The organism is Dryocola boscaweniae (assembly GCF_025215095.1).
Lineage (GTDB): Bacteria > Pseudomonadota > Gammaproteobacteria > Enterobacterales > Enterobacteriaceae > Dryocola > Dryocola boscaweniae.
Genome location: NZ_JALHAP010000074.1, coordinates 91,913 through 111,050 on the forward strand (window position 1 = coordinate 91,913; position 19,138 = coordinate 111,050).

The window sequence follows — 19,138 nt, forward strand, 5'->3', positions numbered from 1 at the left end:
TACGTTTGGTGCAGGATCAAAAGCAAGCCGCCAGGTGACTCTACACGGTTGTATGCAGGATTTTTTTATGCTTTCCTTATGATATCCCACCGATTCACAGGAAGAATGCGCTTGACTCCTTCACCCCACCATTATTTGGTTATCACAGCCCTTGGGGCGGACAGACCTGGTATCGTTAATACCATCACCCGCCATGTCAGCAGTTGCGGCTGTAATATCGAAGACAGTCGCCTCGCGATGCTCGGTGAAGAGTTTACGTTTATTATGCTGCTTTCCGGGAGCTGGAACGCGATAACCCTGATTGAATCAACGCTGCCGCTTAAAGGCGCCGAACTGGATCTGCTGATCGTCATGAAGCGCACCGCCGCGCAAGACAGGCCGGCCATGCCGGCAACGGTCTGGGTGCAGGTAGAAGTGACCGATTCACCGCATCTGATTGAACGCTTCACCGATTTGTTCGATACGCACCATATGAACATTGCTGAGCTGGTGTCCCGCACTCAACCCGCTCAGGATAATACGCCGCCGCAGTTGTATATTCAGATAACCGCCCATAGTCCTGCGTCAGAAGATGCAGCAATTATTGAGCAGGCCTTTAAAGCCCTATGTACAGAGCTTAAAGCACAAGGCACTATTAGCGTGGTGAATCCACAGCAAGATGATTAAAGACGGAGAGTAGTGATGAGCCCACTGAAAGCCGGTGACAGCGCACCGAAATTTAGCCTGCCCGATCAAGACGGCGAGCAAGTAAATTTGACCGACTTCCAGGGACAGCGCGTTCTGGTTTACTTTTATCCCAAAGCGATGACGCCAGGCTGTACCGTTCAGGCATGCGGTCTGCGCGACAACATGGATGAGTTGAAAAAGGCGGGTGTGGAAGTGCTGGGTATCAGCACCGACAAACCAGAGAAACTTTCACGTTTTGCCGAGAAAGAGTTGCTTAACTTCACCTTGCTGTCCGATGAAGATCATCAGGTTTGCGAGCAGTTCGGGGTGTGGGGCGAGAAATCCTTTATGGGTAAAACTTATGATGGCATCCACCGCATTAGCTTTCTGTTAGACGGCGAAGGCAAAGTTGAGAAAGTGTTTGATGATTTCAAAACCAGCAACCATCACGACATCGTGGTGAACTGGCTGAAAGGCAACGCTTAAGCCAGCAGACATTAAAAAAGCCGACTTCGCGTCGGCTTTTTTATTTAAGGCTTGTCATCCTCAATGGCCAGCCCATCAGGCCAGGCATGAACCACGGCTTTAATCAGCGTGGCGAGCGGAATAGCGAAGAATACGCCCCAGAATCCCCACAGCCCGCCGAATATCACCACCGAGAGAATTATCACTAGTGGATGCAGATTAACGGCTTCGGAAAACAGCACCGGCACCAGTAGATTGCCATCAAGCGCCTGAATAATCAGGTACACCGCAAACAGCGTCCAGAACTCTGTTCCCAGCCCGAACTGGAACAGCGCCACGCACACCACCGGAATGGTCACCGCAAAGGCGCCGATATACGGAATCAGCACCGAGAACCCCACCAGCACCGCAAGCAGCAGCGAGTAATTAAGCCCAAAGATAATAAAACCAATGTAGGTTGCGATACCTACAACTATCATCTCAAGCACCTTCCCGCGGATGTAATTGGTGATCTGCTGATTCATCTCAAGCCAGACCTGCCCCGCCAGTCCACGATTGCGCGGCAGAACTCGCCGCACGGCATTGAGCATCTGCTCTTTATCTTTGACGAGGAAAAAGACCATCAGCGGCACCAGCACCAGGTAAATAGCCAGCGTCAAAAGCCCCACTAAAGACGCCAAAGAGTATTTCACCACCTGATCGCCCATACCGGACATACGGCTGCGAATGTTTTCCGCCATCGCATCAATAATGCCTGCGTCCACCAGCGCCGGATAGCGCTTCGGCAAAGCGGCGGCAAAATCAGACAGCTTGTTAAGCATCCCCGGCGTATCGCGAATCAGATAGATGCCTTGCTGCCATGCGACAGGCGCAACTACCAGCACCATAATCATCAGGATGCCGACGAACAGCACCAGGACAATGGTTGCAGCCCAGGAGCGGGAACAGCCTATGCGTTCAAGGCGCGCCGTCGGCCACTCCAGCAGATAGGCCAGCACCATGGCGACCAGCAGAGGAGCTAAAAGCCCGTGGAAGAAAAAGAGGATGACAAACCCGGCCACCAGGATGACCAGCAAAGCGATGGCCTCCGGGTCACTAAACCGTCGGCGGTACCACTGCAACAACATCTCAAGCATACATCCCTTCCCTGACTGCTTTATGCGAACCGGGATTGTATCTAAATGTCACAGTAAAGACTTCGCTTTTTACGCCTGGAAAGCTCCTGGTTGAGGTAGGCTTGCAGTTTCAGTGTTAAGATTTTCTTCGTTCGTCACTGGGCCGAAAAACGCCGCAGGAATACGAACAAAACGGCTCGTAACGTGTCGAAACTAGACCCCGATTAAACAGGATAGCGGTTATGTTCAAGCGGTTGAAAAAAACGCTGGTTGCAACACTGATGACAACCTTACTTGCAGCGCAGACGGTGCCTGCCTTTGCGGATGTGGCCGATCAACTGCCTGATATGGGGACATCGGCCGGAAGTACGCTGTCAATTGGCCAGGAAATGCAGATGGGCGACTTTTATGTCCGCCAACTGCGCGGCAGCGCTCCTCTGATTAACGATCCTTTATTGGTGCAATACATCAATGGCCTGGGTATGCGCCTGGTTAGCCATGCCAATTCGGTCAAGACGCCCTTTCATTTCTTTCTTATTAATAATGATGAAATAAACGCCTTCGCCTTCTTCGGCGGCAACGTCGTATTGCACTCCGCTCTGTTCCGCTATGCTGATAACGAAAGCCAGCTCGCCTCGGTTATGGCGCACGAAATCTCACACGTCACCCAGCGCCATCTCGCCCGGGCGATGGAAGACCAGAAAAGAAACGCGCCCCTGACATGGGTTGGCGCGCTGGGCTCTATTCTTCTGGCGATGGCAAGCCCGCAGGCGGGGATGGCGGCCCTGACGGGGACGCTGGCAGGCACGCAGCAGGGCGTGATCAGCTTTACGCAGCAAAACGAACAGGAAGCCGATCGCATCGGCATTCAGGTGCTCCAGCGTTCCGGTTTCGACCCGCAGGCGATGCCAACCTTCCTTGAAAAACTGCTCGATCAGGCGCGCTATTCCACGCGTCCACCTGAAATTTTGCTGACGCACCCCCTACCCGAAAGTCGTCTGGCAGATGCGCGCAACCGTGCAAACCAGATGCGGCCGATTGTCGTGCAGTCGTCAGAAGATTTTTACATGGCTAAAGCGCGCACGCTCGGCATGTATAATTCCGGGCGCAACCAGCTCAGCAGCGACCTGCTTGACGCCTGGTCTAAAGGCAATATCCGCGAACAACACGCCGCACAATATGGCCGGGCGCTTCAGGCGATGGAAGCCAAAAACTGGGATGAGGCGCGCAAACAGCTCCAGCCATTATTGTCAGCCCAGCCTGATAACCAGTGGTATCTCGATTTAGCGACAGATATCGATCTGGGGCAGAACAAAGCGACGGACGCCATTAACCGCCTGAAAAACGCCCCGGGAATAAAACAGAATCCGGTGCTGCAGCTTAACCTTGCAAACGCCTATGTTCAGGGCGGACAACCAGCCCAGGCCGCAACCATACTTAACCGCTACACGTTCTCGCATCCGGATGACGGCAACGGCTGGGATTTGTTAGCGCAAACCGAAGCCGCATTGGGCAATCGCGATCAGGAGCTGGCCGCGCGCGCTGAAGTCATGGCGCTGGGTGGACGCATCGACCAGGCCATTTCCCTGCTCAGCAGCGCCAGCGCCCAGGTTAAACTCGGCAGTTTGCAGCAGGCCCGCTACGATGCACGAATCGATCAGTTCCGTGAATTGCAAAAACGGTTCCTTCAATACCAGAAGATGTAACAGGAGTGAATATGTCCGCAGGCGTCACCATTTATCATAATCCACGCTGCTCAAAGAGCCGTGAAACCTTAAGCCTGCTCAAGGCGAACGGCGCAGAGCCTGAAGTTGTGCTGTATCTGGAAACCCCGCCGGATGCGGATACGCTCAAAGCTCTGCTGAGCAAATTAGGGTTTGCGAGCGCGCGCGATCTGATGCGCCAGAAAGAAGATCTCTATAAAGAGCTGAAACTTTCAGAAACGGGATTAAGCGAAGAGCAACTGATTCAGGCGATGGTTGAGAATCCGAAGCTGATTGAGCGACCGATTGTGCTGGCAAACGGCCAGGCGCGTATTGGCCGCCCGCCCGAGTCGGTGCTTGAGATTTTATAAGGCAGAATAAATGTCGGATGGCGCTGTTCCAGCCTACGCTAATGATTTTGTAAGGCAGGTAAGCGAGCGCCATCCACCGCAAGGTTAAAGCCCCAGAATTTCCTTCACAAACGGGATCGTCAGCTTGCGCTGCGCGGTAATAGAAGCGCGGTCGAGCTGATCCAGCGTCATAAACAGCGTACGCATTTCCCGGTCAAGGCGTTTAAGCAGGAAACGGCCCACGTCTTCCGGCAGTTCGAAACCGCGCAAACGGGCGCGTAATTGCAGCGCCTGGAGCTTGTCGTCATCCGAAAGCGGCTGCAGCTTGTAAATTTGCCCCCAGTCGAGGCGCGACGCCAGATCCGGCAATCGCAGATTTAACTGGCGAGGCGGTCTGTCGCCGGTGATCAGAAGGCGGGTTTTTCCTGATTCCAGAATGCGGTTATACAGATTAAAGAGCGCCATTTCCCACAGTTCATCGCCAGCGATACATTCGATATTGTCGATGCACACGAGCGAAAGCTGTTCCATTCCGTCGAGAACCTCCGGCACAAACCAGGTGCGTTTATCCAGCGGCACATAACCTACCGCTTCGCCCCTTTGCGACAGTTCCGCACAAGCGGCGTGCAGCAAATGGCTACGCCCGCCCCCTTCCCGCGACCAAAAATAGATGTACCCGCTGTGATCCTGACGGAGCACGGCCTGCAGGGCGGCGAGTAAAGAAGGGTTATCACCCGGCCAGAAACTGGAAAACGTTTCGTCGTCAGGCAAATAGAGTGGCAGTGAAAGCTGTGCCGGCGTATTCAGAAGTACCTCAACCATAACAGGCAGAAAAACGCAGAGAGTTTACCACAGAATTAGGGTGCTGTAGAACCGGGCGGGAGCGCCGCCCGGCCTGCTGCAAATCTACGATTTTGCGTCGTTTTCTTGCGCATCCAGCACGACTTCTTCCGGACGGATAATGCTGATGAGCTTGAAGATCAGGCTCAGGCCGACCCCAACGATCGTCGCCAGCGCCATACCTTTCAGTTCTGCTGCGCCAATGTGCACTTTCGCGCCGCTGACGCCGATGATCAGAATCACGGAGGTCAGAATCAGGTTTTGCGCCTTGCTGTAGTCAACTTTGGATTCGATCAGCACGCGAATACCGGATGCGCCGATCACGCCGTACAGCAGTAAAGAAACGCCGCCCATAACGGGAACCGGGATAATCTGGATGGCCGCCGCCAGCTTACCGACGCAGGAAAGCAGAATCGCCAGAATGGCCGCCCCGCCGATAACCCAGGTTGAATAAACGCGGGTTATCGCCATTACGCCGATATTTTCTCCGTAGGTGGTGTTCGGCGTGGAACCGAAGAAGCCGGAGAAAATAGTAGAAACGCCGTTGGCAAACATCGAACGATGCAGGCCCGGATCGCGAATCAAATCCTTTTTAACGATGTTCGCCGTCACCACAAGGTGACCAACATGCTCAGCGATGACCACCAGCGCTGCGGGCAAAATGGTGAAGATAGCAAACCATTCGAAGCGCGGCGTGTAGAATGTCGGCAGCGCGAACCAGTGCGCCTCACGGATTGGCGTAACATCTACCACGCCCATCACGAAGGAGAGCGCGTAGCCCGCCAGCACGCCGATAAGAATCGGAATAATTGCCAGGAAGCCGCGGAACAGCACGGAGCCAAAGACCGTTACCGCAAGCGTGACCAGAGAGATGATAATGGTCGTGGAGTCCGGGGAGGCGCCTTCCGCAGGCAGCAGGCCTGCCATGTTCGCCGCAACGCCCGCCAGCTCAAGACCGATTACCGCAACGATTGCACCCATCGCCGCCGGTGGGAACATCACGTCCAGCCAGCCGGTGCCCGCTTTTTTCACAATCAGCGCCACGATACAGAACAACACGCCGCACATGATAAAACCGCCCAGCGCCACTTCGTAACCCAGCGGCAGGAGCAGCAGCACGGGTGAAATAAAGGCAAAGCTTGAGCCCAGATACGCCGGAATCTTCCCTTTACAGATAAAGAGATACAGCAGCGTCCCGATACCGTTGAACAGCAAAACGGTGGCCGGGTTGATATGGAACAGAATCGGCACCAGCACGGTTGCGCCAAACATGGCGAACAGATGCTGCAAACTTAACGGAATCGTTTGCAATAACGGTGGTCTTTCACTTACCCCGATAGCGCGGCGGGTCATGTTGTTTTCCTCTGAGTATTGTTTTAACGAACGACGAGTTTTAAAAACCAAAAAAAAGCCGACTTTCGAAGTCGGCTGCTTTTTTATTTCGTACCAAATATCTTGTCGCCGGCATCGCCGAGGCCAGGAATAATGTATCCGTGCTCGTTGAGTCCCTGATCGATGGAAGCTGTATAAAGTTCAACATCCGGGTGCGCTTTTTCCAGCGCGGCGATACCTTCAGGCGCCGCCACCAGAACCAGCACCTTAATGCTGGTGCAGCCCGCGTTTTTCAGCAGGTCAACGGTGGCAATCATTGAACCGCCGGTTGCCAGCATCGGGTCAACCACCAGCGCCATACGCTCTTCGATGTTGGAAACCAGCTTCTGGAAGTAAGGCACCGGCTCCAGCGTTTCTTCATTACGATAAACGCCAACCACGCTGATACGCGCGCTTGGTACATTTTCCAGCACGCCTTCCATCATGCCCAGACCGGCACGCAGGATGGGCACAACGGTAATTTTCTTACCTTTGATCTGGTCGATTTCTACCGGGCCGTTCCAGCCTTCGATAGTCACCTTTTCGGTTTCCAGATCCGCGGTAGCTTCGTAAGTCAGCAGGCTGCCAACCTCTGAGGCGAGTTCACGAAAGCGCTTGGTACTGATGTCCTGCTCACGCATCAGGCCCAGCTTGTGTTTGACGAGTGGGTGTTTCACTTCCACGATCTTCATACTCTTTCTCCCCGAGATGTTGGCGACCACAAAAAAAATCGCCGGATTATACCTCTTTTTTGCAGCGAAGCCATTGGTATTGGGGTTGATCGGGATCAACCAAACTCGAATGAGTATATATCAACAAACTTTCCTCCCGCTTCATAAGAGGCTCGCAAACGTTTGCCTGCACTGTTAGAATTGCCGCGATTTTTATTCCATACCACCCGTGGGGAACGCGCAGTGACCGATAAAACCTCTCTTAGCTATAAAGATGCTGGTGTTGATATTGATGCTGGTAACGCTCTGGTCGACAGAATTAAAGGCGTAGTGAAAAAGACCCGCCGCCCGGAAGTCATGGGTGGGCTGGGCGGTTTCGGTGCGCTTTGTGCGTTGCCTCAGAAATATCGTGAGCCCGTGCTGGTTTCCGGTACCGACGGCGTGGGCACCAAGCTGCGTCTGGCCATGGATTTAAAGCGTCACGATACTATCGGTATCGATCTGGTCGCGATGTGCGTAAACGATCTGGTGGTTCAGGGCGCAGAACCTTTGTTCTTCCTTGATTACTACGCGACCGGCAAGCTTGATGTGGATACCGCATCCAGCGTGATTACCGGCATCGCAGAGGGTTGTTTGCAGTCTGGCTGTGCGTTAGTTGGCGGTGAAACCGCTGAAATGCCGGGCATGTATCACGGTGAAGATTACGACGTGGCTGGTTTCTGCGTTGGCGTAGTTGAGAAATCCGAAATCATTGATGGCTCCAAAGTTGCCGATGGCGATGTGCTGGTAGCTCTGGCCTCAAGCGGCCCGCACTCCAACGGTTATTCACTGGTGCGCAAGGTGCTGGAAGTAAGCGGCGCCGATCCCCTGACTACCGAACTTGAAGGCAAGCCGCTGGCGGATCATCTGCTGGAACCCACCCGCATTTATGTCAAACCGCTGCTTGAGCTGATAGGCAAAGTGGACGTGCATGCTATCGCCCACCTGACCGGCGGCGGCTTCTGGGAAAATATCCCCCGCGTACTGCCGGACAACACGCAGGCGATTATCGACGAGTCTTCCTGGCAATGGCCTGCCGTATTTAACTGGCTGCAAAAAGCCGGCAACATCAGCAGTCATGAAATGTACCGCACCTTTAACTGCGGCGTGGGCATGCTTATCGCCCTGCCGGCAAGCGAAGCAGATAAAGCCATTGAACTGCTCAGCGCCCGTGGTGAAAACGCATGGAAAATCGGTATTATCAAAGCAACTGAAACCGAAGAGCGCGTGGTTATTGAGTAATGAAACACATTGTGGTGCTGATTTCCGGCAACGGAAGCAATCTTCAGGCGATTATCGATGCCTGCAAGTCCAAAAAGATTAACGACACCCTTTCGGCGGTGTTCAGCAACAAGGCCGACGCGTTTGGCCTTGAACGCGCGCGAGAGGCCGGGATCCCGGCCCATGCGCTCACCGCCAGTCAGTTTGCCGACCGCGCGGCTTTCGATCGCGAATTAATGCAGGAAATCGACGCCTACGCCCCGGATCTGGTGGTGCTTGCCGGCTACATGCGCATCCTCAGCCCGGAATTTGTGGCGCATTACTCCGGCCGCCTCATCAATATCCACCCTTCCCTGCTGCCGAAATATCCTGGCCTGCATACCCACCGTCAGGCACTCGATAACGGCGATGAAGAGCACGGCACTTCGGTTCATTTCGTTACGGACGAACTGGACGGCGGCCCGGTAATTTTACAGGCCAAGGTTCCGGTCTTCGAAGGCGATGACGAAGAAGAAATCACCGCGCGCGTGCAGCATCAGGAACACGCCATTTATCCGCTGGTCGTCAGTTGGTTTATGGACGGGCGCCTTGAGATGCGTGATAACGCGGCCTGGCTTGATGGGAAAGCACTTCCCCCGCAGGGGCATGCGGCAGAAGAATAAAGAGTAAGGGGCTACGGCCCCTTTTTTACGTCTGTGTTTCAAGAAGCGTCATGCTCAAATTAGCCAAACGTACGACTTTGGCTTTCGTCGTTGGACATTCCCGGCCAAAGCTCGCCATAATGGCTGGCGTGACGGCATTTTAACGTCCACGAAAACGGAGCGTGAGGGCTAATGGGTCAGGATAAGCTGTATATCGAAAAAGAACTGAGCTGGTTGTCTTTTAACGAACGTGTACTCCAGGAAGCGGCGGATAAAATCAATCCGCTCATTGAGAGAATGCGTTTTCTCGGCATCTATTCGAACAACCTTGATGAGTTTTACAAGGTACGTTTCGCCGAGCTGAAACGGCGTATTCTGATCAGTGAAGAACAGGGAACCGCGCCCAACTCGCGTCACTTACTTAATAAGATCCAGGCTCGCGTACTGAAGGCCGATCAGGAATTCGATGGGCTGTATAACGATCTGCTGCTGGAGATGGCCCGTAATCAGATCTTCCTGATTAACGAACGCCAGCTCTCTGAGAATCAGCAAAAATGGCTGCGCCACTATTTCAAACACTATCTGCGCCAGCACATCACGCCCATTCTTATCAACCATGACACCGACCTGGTGCAGTTCCTGAAAGACGATTACACCTATCTGGCGGTTGAGATTGTTCGCGGCGCAGACACACGCTATGCCCTGCTTGAAATCCCGTCCGATAAAGTCCCGCGTTTTGTAAATCTGCCGCCTGAAGCGCCACGCCGCCGCAAACCGATGATTCTGTTGGACAATATTCTGCGCTACTGCCTGGATGATATTTTCAAAGGCTTCTTCGATTACGATGCGTTGAACGCCTATTCGATGAAAATGACCCGCGACGCGGAATATGACCTGGTCACCGAAATGGAATCCAGCCTGCTTGAGCTGATGTCTTCAAGCCTGAAGCAGCGTCTGACAGCCGAGCCGGTGCGCTTTGTTTACCAGCGCGATATGCCCGATGCGATGGTGGAGATGCTGCGCAACAAGCTGACCATCACCAATTACGACTCCATTATTCCCGGCGGCCGCTACCATAACTTCAAGGATTTTATTAACTTCCCAAACGTTGGCAAAGCCAATCTGGTTAATAAACCGCTGCCGCGCCTGCGCCACCTCTGGTTCGATAAATTCCGCAACGGCTTTGATGCTATTCGTAATCGCGACGTGCTGCTTTATTACCCGTATCACACTTTTGAGCACGTGCTGGAACTGCTGCGTCAGGCCTCGTTCGACCCGAGCGTGCTGGCTATTAAAATCAATATTTATCGCGTGGCGAAAGACTCCCGCATTATCGAATCAATGATTCATGCAGCGCACAACGGCAAAAAAGTGACCGTCGTGGTGGAGCTGCAGGCGCGATTCGACGAAGAGGCCAATATCCACTGGGCGAAACGCCTGACGGAAGCGGGCGTGCACGTTATCTTCTCGGCGCCCGGCCTGAAGATTCACGCCAAGCTATTTCTTATTTCCCGTAAAGAAGACGATGAAGTGGTGCGTTACGCCCACATCGGCACCGGCAACTTTAACGAAAAAACGGCTCGCCTCTACACGGACTATTCGCTGCTGACCGCCGATGCCCGCATCACTAATGAGGTGCGCCGGGTGTTTAACTTTATTGAAAACCCCTATCGCCCGGTGACGTTTGAGTATCTGATGGTGTCGCCGCAAAACTCACGTCGGCTGCTCTACGATCTGGTAGATTGCGAAATTGCCAACGCGCAAAACGGCCTGCCTTCAGGCATTACGCTAAAACTCAATAATCTGGTTGATAAAGGGCTGGTCGACAGGTTATATGCAGCCTCCAGCTCCGGCGTTAAAGTTAATCTGCTGGTGCGCGGCATGTGCTCTTTGATTCCAAATCTTGAAGGGATTAGCGATAACATTCGCGTGATCAGCATCGTTGACCGTTATCTGGAGCATGACCGTGTTTACGTGTTCGAAAACGGCGGCGACAAAAAAGTCTATCTCTCTTCCGCTGACTGGATGACGCGCAACATTGATTACCGCATTGAAGTTGCCGTTGCCATTCTGGACCCGCGTCTGAAGCAGCGGGTGCTGGATATTATCGACATTCTGTTTAGCGATACCGTGAAAGCGCGCTATCTCGACAAAGAACTGAGCAATCGCTATGTACCTCGTGGCAACCGCCGCAAGGTGCGTTCGCAGTTAGCGATCTACGATTACATTAAATCTCTGGAACAACCTGACTAACGCTATGCCGATAAAAAAACATGCCCCCAGGCCGCAGGAGTTTGCTGCGGTCGATCTCGGTTCAAATAGTTTCCACATGGTGATCGCCCGTGTGGTTGACGGCGCGATGCAAATTATCGGGCGCTTAAAGCAACGCGTTCATCTTGCGGACGGGCTTAACGCTCAGAATGAGTTAAGTGAAGAGGCGATGGAACGCGGTCTTTCATGCCTTGCGCTGTTTGCCGAACGCCTGCAGGGTTTTGCTGCGGAGAACGTCTGTATTGTCGGCACGCACAGCCTGCGTGAAGCGGTTAACGCAGAAATATTTCTTAAACGCGCCGAAGAAGTCATCCCCTACCCGATTGAAATTATTCCCGGTAATGAAGAAGCGCGTCTGATTTTTATGGGCGTTGAGCATACTCAGCCGGAAAAAGGCCGCAAGCTGGTTATCGACATCGGCGGCGGTTCAACCGAGCTGGTGATTGGTGAGGATTTTGAACCGATACTGGTCGAAAGCCGCCGCATGGGCTGCGTGAGCTTTGGGCAGAATTTCTTCCCAAACGGCATGATTACGCCTGAAAACTTTAAGCGGGCGCGTCTCGCGGCGGTACAAAAACTGGAGAACCTCTCCTGGCAATATCGTCTGCAGGGCTGGAATGTGGCGATGGGCGCATCCGGCACCATCAAAGCCGCGCATGAAGTGCTGGTCAATATGGGCGAGAAGAACGGCATTATCACGCCTGAGCGGCTGGAAATGCTGCGCGACGAAGTGCTGAAATTTAAAAAATTCAGCTCGATGAGCCTGCCGGGTTTGTCCGATGAGCGTAAAGCGGTGTTTGTGCCCGGTCTTGCCATTCTTTGCGGCGTCTTCGATTCACTGGCTATCCGCGAGCTTCGTCTGTCCGACGGAGCGCTGCGCGAAGGGGTGCTATACGAAATGGAAGGCCGTTTCCGTCATCAGGATATTCGCATTCGTACCGCACAGAGCCTTGCGGATCAGTACCATATCGACAGCGATCAGGCCAAAAGAGTGCTGGAAACAACCGAGCATATTTATCAGCAATGGGAAGTGCAGAACCCGAGGCTTGCCAACCCGCAAATGGCTGCGCTGTTAAAATGGTCGGCAATGCTGCATGAAGTAGGGCTGAATATTAACCACAGCGGTTTACATCGCCACTCGGCCTATATTTTGCAACACAGCAACCTGCCCGGTTTTAATCAGGAACAGCAGATGCTTATCGCTTCGCTGGTTCGTTTTCACCGTAAGGGTATCAAAGTCGATGACTTACCGCGGTTTACGCTGTTTAAGAAAAAACAGTTTTTGCCGCTGATTCAGATTTTGCGCCTGGCCGTGCTGCTCAACAATCAACGGCAGGCGACGACAACACCGCCTACGCTGGTGCTGGAAACAGAAGAGAATCACTGGACGCTACGTTTCCCGTATGACTGGTTTAGCCAGAATACGCTGGTGCTGCTTGACCTGGAACGTGAGCAGCAATACTGGAATAACACGCCGGGCTGGAAGCTGAAGATAGAAGAAGAAGCCAGCCCGACAATCGCGGCCTGAGTTATCTGCGGCGGATGGCGCTAACGCCTATCCGCCGCCCTGCCTGATTTAGCTTTCAATTGTACTTAGCAGCGATTCCAGAGGCTGCGGATAACCAATTAAATATCCCTGCATGTAATCAATACCGAGGCGTTGCACCGCCTCCTTCAGCGCCTCGTTCTCCACATACTCAGCCACCACCTGCATCTTTTTCATTCTTGCCAACTGGCAGATAGATTCGACAATCTGATAATCCAGGCTGCTGGTAAGCAGATTGCGAATAAAGCTGCCGTCAATTTTCAATATGTCTGCGCTGATATTTTTCAGTCGCGCATAGCTCGCATAGCCGGTACCAAAATCATCAATAGCCACACGGCAACCCATGCGCTGAAGCGCGGTGAGCGTCATATTGGCCTGCTCTAAATTGGTCAGCGAGTTGCTTTCTGTCACTTCGAAAACCAACTGCCACGGCTCAACATTGTACTTTTCGAGCAGGATTTTAACCTCTGCTGGAAACTGCATACGGCTCACGGATGCGGGGGTTAAATTAATTGCAAAACGGCAACCCGGAAGCCGTTCACGACCTTTGTCCATAAATTGCAGGGTAGATTCGAGCACCCAATGGTCAATCCTTGACGAAAGACCAAACTCGTGCGCGACCGGCAAGAAACTGTCTGGCGTAAACAGCTCGCCATTATCCCCCTGCATGCGCAGCAATATTTCATGGTATGAATCACCGCGCATTCCCTCAATACGCTGCGCCATCAGGAGGAAATTGCCGCCGTCCAGGGCAATCTGCAGGCGGTTCATCATCGCAACTTTGCTTTTAACCGCGTTCTGAACCTGATTCGAACCCTGTTGCTGCAAGTTTTCAGGATGGTAAGTGGTCAATGAAAGCTCGGCCATCGTGCTGAGTTCACCTAACAGAAGATACAGGTGCGATATTGGGTGCCTTACGTAACAGTAGCTAATGCCAACCTGCGGCTGAAGCGGCATTCCATCCCACATAAAGCGGAACTGCTTGATGCGCCGATCGATGGCTTCAATTTTCGTCTCATGCGACTCGTAATTTAATCGCACCGCCAAATCATGCCCGGAAAGGTGGTAAACCTTTTCATCTGCAATAAGGATCTTACGCAAATATTCCGCTATTTGCTGTTTGTATTGAATACGTAAAAGCACGCCGTAATTTCGTCCCAGCAGTTCAAGCTCCGGGATACGCAGGAAAGCGAGCGCAGACCAGGGATGACGTCCAATATCGCGGTTAAGCGCGCGTAAATTGGGCATCTGAATAATGGGATCGGTGAAGGCGGCCCGGCGAGCTTTGGCGTGCAAAAAGCGCTGACGCGTCGTCACCGCCGCCATCATAAAAATCGTGATGGAGAATATTGCGTAACAGGAAGAAGCGATGGCCAGATGAAGCTGGAACCCCATATCCGGCGGTAAATAGTTATTAAAACCGCTACATAGAATAATGAGAATTATTGTCCAGATATTAGTGATAAACAGGAAACCAAATCGCATTGCTCCCCAAAGCATGACGGGCAAAATAAGGGTCAGCGTATAATCAGTTCTGAAAATAGAAGTGGAATCGCCTAGCGGCAAAAGGAGCAAATTAATTAATAGCGCCACCAGCGCAATCCAGAGCGTAACTTCGGTTTTCGTCACGCCATTTTGTGCCTGCCCGCGCATTCGTGACCAGAATGAAAAAACAAAATGCGGGTTTCTGATTATCCGGATGATGAAGTAAAAGAAAGGCATGCCGGTTAAGGTGCCGACCAGTACCGCCTGGAAATTTATTAGCGTTCGCGGATGAAGCGGGTTTTCCGAAACCATACTTAAAAATGGGTCATACCAGCCAAAGAAAAGCCCCATTTGATAGATAAAAAGGAAAAGCGTGGAACTGACCAGTACCAGCCAAAACATGCGCTGTAGCGTTAGTGCGATGACCCCAAAGGCCACGGCATGACGACGTGGTACAAAGACCCGGTAAGCTGCAAAACTGAGCGAAACAGGTATAAGAAAATGGGCAACCGCAAGCATCGTCACTAATTCTCCCTTCATGGGGAGATAGCGGATAAGCAGCGCCAGAACGATGCCCGGCAAAGCCGCCCAGCCAAACACCAGTACGAACGCCGACATTAACCCAAGCGGCATATAAATTAAGAAGACGCGACCGCCTTCCATTAACGTGTTCGCATTAAACCATACGGCCAGAGGGAGCATCAGCGCTGGCAGTATTAAAGGCAGCGCCCACCAATTATTCTTATGTTTATTATACCAGGTCGCAAAATGCATAGACGATCGCCAGAAACCCAGTCAATCCCTGTCGGGTAATGTTCAGAAAGGACTCCAGCCTGACTGTTAGAAGCCATATAGCTATGGCGCGGAGTGCAAATTTTAGTTAGGGATTCAGTTGAAGAATTGATGCAGATCAATTTACAGGCAAAGTTTTTGTCGTATACGCAAAAAAAATCCCTTTCAATAACAATAAATAACTGCCAACAAATAATAAGAAAGGTTTATATAACCAGCGCCTATGATTGCATTGACGCTTTTTTACACATTAGAGAATTGACCCGGACCTGTCGCTATGCCTAAATATCCGTTGTCGCCCGCGGTTGACGGGCAAACCCTAAGGGCCTTTTGCGTGACACAGGTTACGAGTATGCGAAGACGACACCGATTTAATAATCGAATGACCCGCATTATTCTGCTCATCAGTTTTCTTTTCCTTTTTGGCCGTTTTGTCTACTCCTCAATTGGTGCCTGGCATCATCATCAGCACCAAAAAATGCAGGTACAGCAAAGCAGCCTGTCAGTGGATACCACTAACCGGTAACGCAACTTTATAAATAAAACGCTTATCACTGCCGATTGTCAGTGTGCTTTGTCACGTCTATTTTTCGTGCCCGATAGATAAAAAACAGGCGAACCATGTCCGCCTGAAAAATTTTCTGGCATCAGCGAGGCCTTTGCTCTTCTACACGGTCGGGACAGTGCCGCCATCGATCACATACTCTGTTCCCGTGATCGTTGCTGCGCGAGAAGATGCCAGGAATGCAATAAGGTTCGCCACTTCAACAGGTCTGGAGGGTCGTCCTATTGGAATGCCCCCCAACGAATTCATGATGATTTTTTTTCCCCCTTCATAGTCTGTGCCTGCCTGCAAAGCGAGTCTTTCCGCCAACGCGACAGACGCCTCCGTCTCAATCCAGCCGGGGGCCACGCGAACCACGCGAACGCCTTTCGGGGAAACCTCCTTCGACAGGCTCTTACTGTAGGTTGATAAGGCTGCCTTCGCAGCCGCGTATGCGGTGGTCGCCTCCGGTAAAGGAAGCTCTCGCTGGATAGAGGTGACATGAATAATGACGCCAGCTTCTTGCGAAAGCATGCCGGGTAACAGTGCGCGATCCAGGCGAACGGCTGGCAGCAGATTAAGGTTAAGTTCGCGCTGCCATTGGTCTTCATCCAGCGCAGCGAAACCCCCAGCAGGCGCCGATGAACCGCCGAGCACATGAATGATGATATCCACGCCGCCAAAATGAGTAATAACGGCATTCGCTACCAAATCACAGCCTTCGACGGTCGTCAGGTCGGCGGCAACGAAGATATCGGCTGAAGTATCCGTCGGTTGTTTACGTGCCGTTGTGAGCACCTTCGCACCGAGCTCGCTGAATAAGCTGACAACTGCTTTCCCTACTCCTTTCGTGCCCGCCGTTACCAGGACGCGTTTTCCCTGTAGCTCCAGATTCATTGACATCAGCGGATCTCCAGCGAATTGATTTTGTCACCTGTCAGGTTAAATACATGGTCGAGCTGAACCGGGCTGCCGGGAAAATTGCCGACAACGTTTGCCGTAACGGTCAGCCGATCGCCGTCCCGGGAAATGCTGAGAGGTTCGACGGAATATTCAAATTTCTTCTTCGCTTCATATTTCCAGGCCAGGATGGCATCAAGCCCCCGGTACGTCTGTTTTTCGTCGGTGACAACCGCATCGTGCATGAAACAACGGGTGATTTGAGCTATATCCGAGCCGTTGCCGATATCGAAATACAGGGAAACAGGACCGGGAAGGGGCAGATTCATGTTCGCATTCTCGCTAAGGTTTGCCGGAGGATCATTTTCGACTTAGACTAACCAATTATCAAGAACGCACTAAAAAGTAAGTTACTGACTTATGAGAAGACTCTATACCCCGGCCAGCGCGGCGCTTGGCGTTGAAGAAGTGATTCGTTTACTTGAAGGAAAATGGAAGCTGATTATTCTTTTCCATCTGTTCGATGGCAAAGTGCAGCGCTATTCAGATCTAGAGAAGCTGATTCCAGGTATTTCCCAAAAAATGCTGGCCCAGCAGCTACGGCAACTGGAAGAGGATGGCATTGTTTCTCGAAAAGTGTATCCGCAGGTTCCTCCCAAAGTTGAGTACCGCCTCACCGAGTGGGGCCAGGCCCTGTGCCCTGCTTTGGATGCGATGCTGAAATGGGCGGAACAACGCGACGCCTTACTGCTAAAAGGCGTTACGGAAGAAGGCCCTGCCGATTAGCCTGGACGACATTCGTTAATAGAGAGAACAGACGTAAAAGGGATAAAAAACCCTCTGTCAATACAGAGGGTTGATTGGTGATGCTGAGCTATCCGGAAATCATTCCCACTCGATAGTTGCCGGCGGCTTGCCGCTGATGTCATAGACAACACGCGAAATGCCGTTAACTTCGTTGATAATGCGGTTAGAGACGCGGCCGAGGAAATCATACGGCAGGTGCGCCCAGTGCGCGGTCATAAAGTCGATGGTTTCAACCGCGCGCAGGGAAACAACCCAGTCGTATTTGCGGCCATCGCCCATCACGCCAACGGAGCGGACCGGCAGGAACACGGTAAACGCCTGGCTGACTTTATTGTAGAGATCGGCTTTATGCAGCTCTTCGATAAAGATAGCATCCGCACGACGCAGCAAATCGCAATACTCTTTCTTCACTTCGCCCAGCACGCGCACGCCCAAACCTGGACCCGGGAAGGGGTGACGGTAAAGCATGTCGTACGGCAGACCCAATTCCAGCCCAATTTTACGCACTTCGTCCTTGAACAGCTCTTTGAGCGGTTCAACAAGGCCCATCTTCATCTCTTTCGGCAGGCCGCCCACGTTGTGGTGAGATTTGATGACGTGCGCTTTGCCGGTTGCAGAGGCCGCAGATTCGATAACGTCCGGATAGATTGTGCCCTGCGCCAGCCATTTCACGTCTTCAAGACGCAGCGCTTCTTCATCAAACACTTCAACAAAAACGCGACCAATGGTTTTACGCTTAGCTTCTGGATCGTCAATGCCCGCTAGCTGGGACAGGAAACGCTCTTCCGCAGGCACGTGAACGATGTTCAGACCAAAGTGGTCGCCGAACATTTCCATTACCTGCGTCGCTTCGTTAAGACGCAGCAAGCCGTTGTCTACGAACACGCAGGTCAGGCGATCGCCAATTGCTCGGTGCAGCAGCATTGCGGTAACGGACGAATCCACGCCACCGGACAGGCCGAGGATAACCTTGTCATTACCCACCTGCTCACGAATACGCTCGATGGCGTCTTCAATAATTTTTGCCGGCGTCCACAGCGCTTCACAGCCGCAGATTTCCAGAACGAAGCGTTCCAGCAAACGCTGGCCCTGGCGGGTGTGCGTGACTTCCGGGTGGAACTGCACGCCGTAGAAACGTTTTTCTTCGTTGGCCATAATGGCAAACGGGCAGGTTTCGGTGCTGGAGACGGTCACGAAGTCAGAAGGAATCGCCGTAACTTTATCGCCGTGGCTCATCCAGACATCCAGCAGCGGTTTACCCGTGGCGCTCAGAGAATCTTCGATACCGCGAACCAGCGCGCTGTCGGTTTTAACCTCAACCTGCGCATAGCCAAACTCACGTTCGTTAGAGCCTTCAACGTGGCCGCCAAGCTGCATCGCCATGGTCTGCATGCCATAGCACACGCCAAATACCGGCACGCCTGCTTCGAACACATACTCAGGAGCACGCGGGCTATTCAGCTCGGTGGTGCTTTCCGGCCCGCCGGAGAGAATGATCCCGCTTGGATTGAATTCACGAATCTGTGCTTCAGTGACATCCCATGCCCAAAGCTCACAGTAAACGCCCAGCTCACGCACGCGGCGCGCGACCAGTTGGGTGTACTGAGAACCGAAATCAAGGATAAGTATGCGATGTTTATGGATATTTTCCGTCATTGACGCTAATTCCGAGGCAAGTGAAACAGATAAAGTAAATCGCCCGGCGAAAGCC

General features: G+C 52.6%; 18 protein-coding genes. 10 read left to right on the plus strand and 8 right to left on the minus strand.

Annotated elements, in window-relative coordinates:
• The first annotated feature begins 111 nt into the window (after positions 1-111).
• Both MUA00_RS06460 and bcp read left to right on the plus strand, forming a co-directional pair.
• Positions 112-666: a glycine cleavage system transcriptional repressor gene (locus MUA00_RS06460; RefSeq protein ID WP_271122305.1), complete on the plus strand. Its 555-nt coding sequence runs from the start codon at positions 112-114 to the stop codon at positions 664-666.
• A 15-nt stretch (positions 667-681) separates the two neighbouring features.
• The gene (bcp, locus tag MUA00_RS06465; protein WP_271122304.1) at positions 682-1,152 is read left to right on the plus strand and encodes a thioredoxin-dependent thiol peroxidase; all 471 of its coding nucleotides are present in this window, start codon (positions 682-684) and stop codon (positions 1,150-1,152) included.
• Positions 1,153-1,196: 44 nt separating this feature from the next.
• On the opposite strand, the gene MUA00_RS06470 is transcribed toward bcp, so the two are convergent.
• Complete coding sequence (locus tag MUA00_RS06470; protein WP_271122303.1) at positions 1,197-2,267, minus strand: AI-2E family transporter; 1,071 nt, start codon at positions 2,265-2,267, stop codon at positions 1,197-1,199.
• Between the two features lie 221 nt (positions 2,268-2,488).
• Between MUA00_RS06470 and bepA the strand changes: the two genes are divergently transcribed.
• Both bepA and arsC read left to right on the plus strand, forming a co-directional pair.
• Positions 2,489-3,952, plus strand: coding sequence for a beta-barrel assembly-enhancing protease (gene bepA / locus MUA00_RS06475; protein ID WP_271122302.1), 1,464 nt, complete (start codon positions 2,489-2,491; stop codon positions 3,950-3,952).
• An 11-nt stretch (positions 3,953-3,963) separates the two neighbouring features.
• Positions 3,964-4,320 carry an arsenate reductase (glutaredoxin) gene (arsC, locus tag MUA00_RS06480; RefSeq protein ID WP_271122301.1) on the plus strand — a complete coding sequence of 119 codons (357 nt, stop codon included), beginning with the start codon at positions 3,964-3,966 and terminating at the stop codon, positions 4,318-4,320.
• A gap of 84 nt (positions 4,321-4,404) precedes the next feature.
• Here the strand turns inward: arsC and MUA00_RS06485 are convergent, their stop codons facing one another.
• From MUA00_RS06485 to upp, 3 genes are all read right to left on the minus strand, one after another.
• Positions 4,405-5,106, minus strand: coding sequence for a DnaA inactivator Hda (locus MUA00_RS06485; protein ID WP_271122382.1), 702 nt, complete (start codon positions 5,104-5,106; stop codon positions 4,405-4,407).
• A 99-nt stretch (positions 5,107-5,205) separates the two neighbouring features.
• Positions 5,206-6,492, minus strand: coding sequence for a uracil permease (uraA, locus tag MUA00_RS06490; protein WP_271122300.1), 1,287 nt, complete (start codon positions 6,490-6,492; stop codon positions 5,206-5,208).
• 83 nt (positions 6,493-6,575) lie between these two features.
• Complete coding sequence (gene upp / locus MUA00_RS06495; RefSeq protein ID WP_271122299.1) at positions 6,576-7,202, minus strand: uracil phosphoribosyltransferase; 627 nt, start codon at positions 7,200-7,202, stop codon at positions 6,576-6,578.
• A gap of 222 nt (positions 7,203-7,424) precedes the next feature.
• Here upp and purM point away from each other — a divergent pair, with 222 nt between their 5' ends.
• From purM to ppx, 4 genes are all read left to right on the plus strand, one after another.
• On the plus strand, positions 7,425-8,462 hold the full coding sequence (gene purM / locus MUA00_RS06500; protein WP_271122298.1) for a phosphoribosylformylglycinamidine cyclo-ligase: 1,038 nt from the start codon (positions 7,425-7,427) through the stop codon (positions 8,460-8,462).
• On the plus strand, positions 8,462-9,103 hold the full coding sequence (purN, locus tag MUA00_RS06505) for a phosphoribosylglycinamide formyltransferase (RefSeq protein WP_271122297.1): 642 nt from the start codon (positions 8,462-8,464) through the stop codon (positions 9,101-9,103). Before purM ends, purN begins: the two co-directional genes overlap by 1 nt.
• Before the next feature lie 171 nt (positions 9,104-9,274).
• Positions 9,275-11,335 (plus strand): polyphosphate kinase 1, encoded by a 2,061-nt coding sequence (gene ppk1, locus MUA00_RS06510; RefSeq protein ID WP_271122296.1) that lies wholly within the window; start codon positions 9,275-9,277, stop codon positions 11,333-11,335.
• A gap of 4 nt (positions 11,336-11,339) precedes the next feature.
• Positions 11,340-12,881, plus strand: a complete 1,542-nt coding sequence (gene ppx / locus MUA00_RS06515; protein ID WP_271122295.1) for an exopolyphosphatase — start codon at positions 11,340-11,342, stop codon at positions 12,879-12,881.
• 48 nt (positions 12,882-12,929) lie between these two features.
• Here ppx and MUA00_RS06520 read toward each other — a convergent pair whose 3' ends face one another.
• Entirely contained in the window at positions 12,930-15,158 is a 2,229-nt protein-coding gene (locus MUA00_RS06520; RefSeq protein WP_271122294.1) for a sensor domain-containing phosphodiesterase, read from the minus strand.
• Positions 15,159-15,510: 352 nt separating this feature from the next.
• Here MUA00_RS06520 and MUA00_RS06525 point away from each other — a divergent pair, with 352 nt between their 5' ends.
• Complete coding sequence (locus tag MUA00_RS06525) at positions 15,511-15,702, plus strand: YfgG family protein (RefSeq protein ID WP_271122293.1); 192 nt, start codon at positions 15,511-15,513, stop codon at positions 15,700-15,702.
• A 141-nt stretch (positions 15,703-15,843) separates the two neighbouring features.
• Here the strand turns inward: MUA00_RS06525 and MUA00_RS06530 are convergent, their stop codons facing one another.
• Complete coding sequence (locus MUA00_RS06530) at positions 15,844-16,623, minus strand: SDR family oxidoreductase (protein WP_271122292.1); 780 nt, start codon at positions 16,621-16,623, stop codon at positions 15,844-15,846.
• Entirely contained in the window at positions 16,623-16,949 is a 327-nt protein-coding gene (locus tag MUA00_RS06535) for a nuclear transport factor 2 family protein (protein ID WP_271122291.1), read from the minus strand. Before MUA00_RS06535 ends, MUA00_RS06530 begins: the two co-directional genes overlap by 1 nt.
• A gap of 91 nt (positions 16,950-17,040) precedes the next feature.
• On the opposite strand from MUA00_RS06535, the gene MUA00_RS06540 reads away from it, so the two are divergent.
• The gene (locus MUA00_RS06540) at positions 17,041-17,406 is read left to right on the plus strand and encodes a winged helix-turn-helix transcriptional regulator (protein ID WP_271122290.1); all 366 of its coding nucleotides are present in this window, start codon (positions 17,041-17,043) and stop codon (positions 17,404-17,406) included.
• A gap of 99 nt (positions 17,407-17,505) precedes the next feature.
• On the opposite strand, the gene guaA is transcribed toward MUA00_RS06540, so the two are convergent.
• A complete protein-coding gene (gene guaA / locus MUA00_RS06545) occupies positions 17,506-19,083 on the minus strand; it encodes a glutamine-hydrolyzing GMP synthase (RefSeq protein WP_271122289.1) in 1,578 nt (525 codons plus the stop codon).
• Between the last annotated feature and the right edge of the window lie 55 nt (positions 19,084-19,138).

Excerpts from the sequence above, each read along its gene's own strand:
- bcp (WP_271122304.1), top strand. The coding sequence starts at position 682 with ATGAGCCCACTGAAAGCCGGTGACAGCGCACCGAAATTTAGCCTGCCC.
- MUA00_RS06470 (WP_271122303.1), bottom strand. The coding sequence starts at position 2,267 with ATGCTTGAGATGTTGTTGCAGTGGTACCGCCGACGGTTTAGTGACCCG.
- bepA (WP_271122302.1), top strand. The coding sequence starts at position 2,489 with ATGTTCAAGCGGTTGAAAAAAACGCTGGTTGCAACACTGATGACAACC.
- arsC (WP_271122301.1), top strand. The coding sequence starts at position 3,964 with ATGTCCGCAGGCGTCACCATTTATCATAATCCACGCTGCTCAAAGAGC.
- uraA (WP_271122300.1), bottom strand. The coding sequence starts at position 6,492 with ATGACCCGCCGCGCTATCGGGGTAAGTGAAAGACCACCGTTATTGCAA.
- upp (WP_271122299.1), bottom strand. The coding sequence starts at position 7,202 with ATGAAGATCGTGGAAGTGAAACACCCACTCGTCAAACACAAGCTGGGC.
- purN (WP_271122297.1), top strand. The coding sequence starts at position 8,462 with ATGAAACACATTGTGGTGCTGATTTCCGGCAACGGAAGCAATCTTCAG.
- ppk1 (WP_271122296.1), top strand. The coding sequence starts at position 9,275 with ATGGGTCAGGATAAGCTGTATATCGAAAAAGAACTGAGCTGGTTGTCT.
- ppx (WP_271122295.1), top strand. The coding sequence starts at position 11,340 with ATGCCGATAAAAAAACATGCCCCCAGGCCGCAGGAGTTTGCTGCGGTC.
- MUA00_RS06520 (WP_271122294.1), bottom strand. The coding sequence starts at position 15,158 with ATGCATTTTGCGACCTGGTATAATAAACATAAGAATAATTGGTGGGCG.
- MUA00_RS06530 (WP_271122292.1), bottom strand. The coding sequence starts at position 16,623 with ATGTCAATGAATCTGGAGCTACAGGGAAAACGCGTCCTGGTAACGGCG.
- MUA00_RS06535 (WP_271122291.1), bottom strand. The coding sequence starts at position 16,949 with ATGAATCTGCCCCTTCCCGGTCCTGTTTCCCTGTATTTCGATATCGGC.
- MUA00_RS06540 (WP_271122290.1), top strand. The coding sequence starts at position 17,041 with ATGAGAAGACTCTATACCCCGGCCAGCGCGGCGCTTGGCGTTGAAGAA.
- guaA (WP_271122289.1), bottom strand. The coding sequence starts at position 19,083 with ATGACGGAAAATATCCATAAACATCGCATACTTATCCTTGATTTCGGT.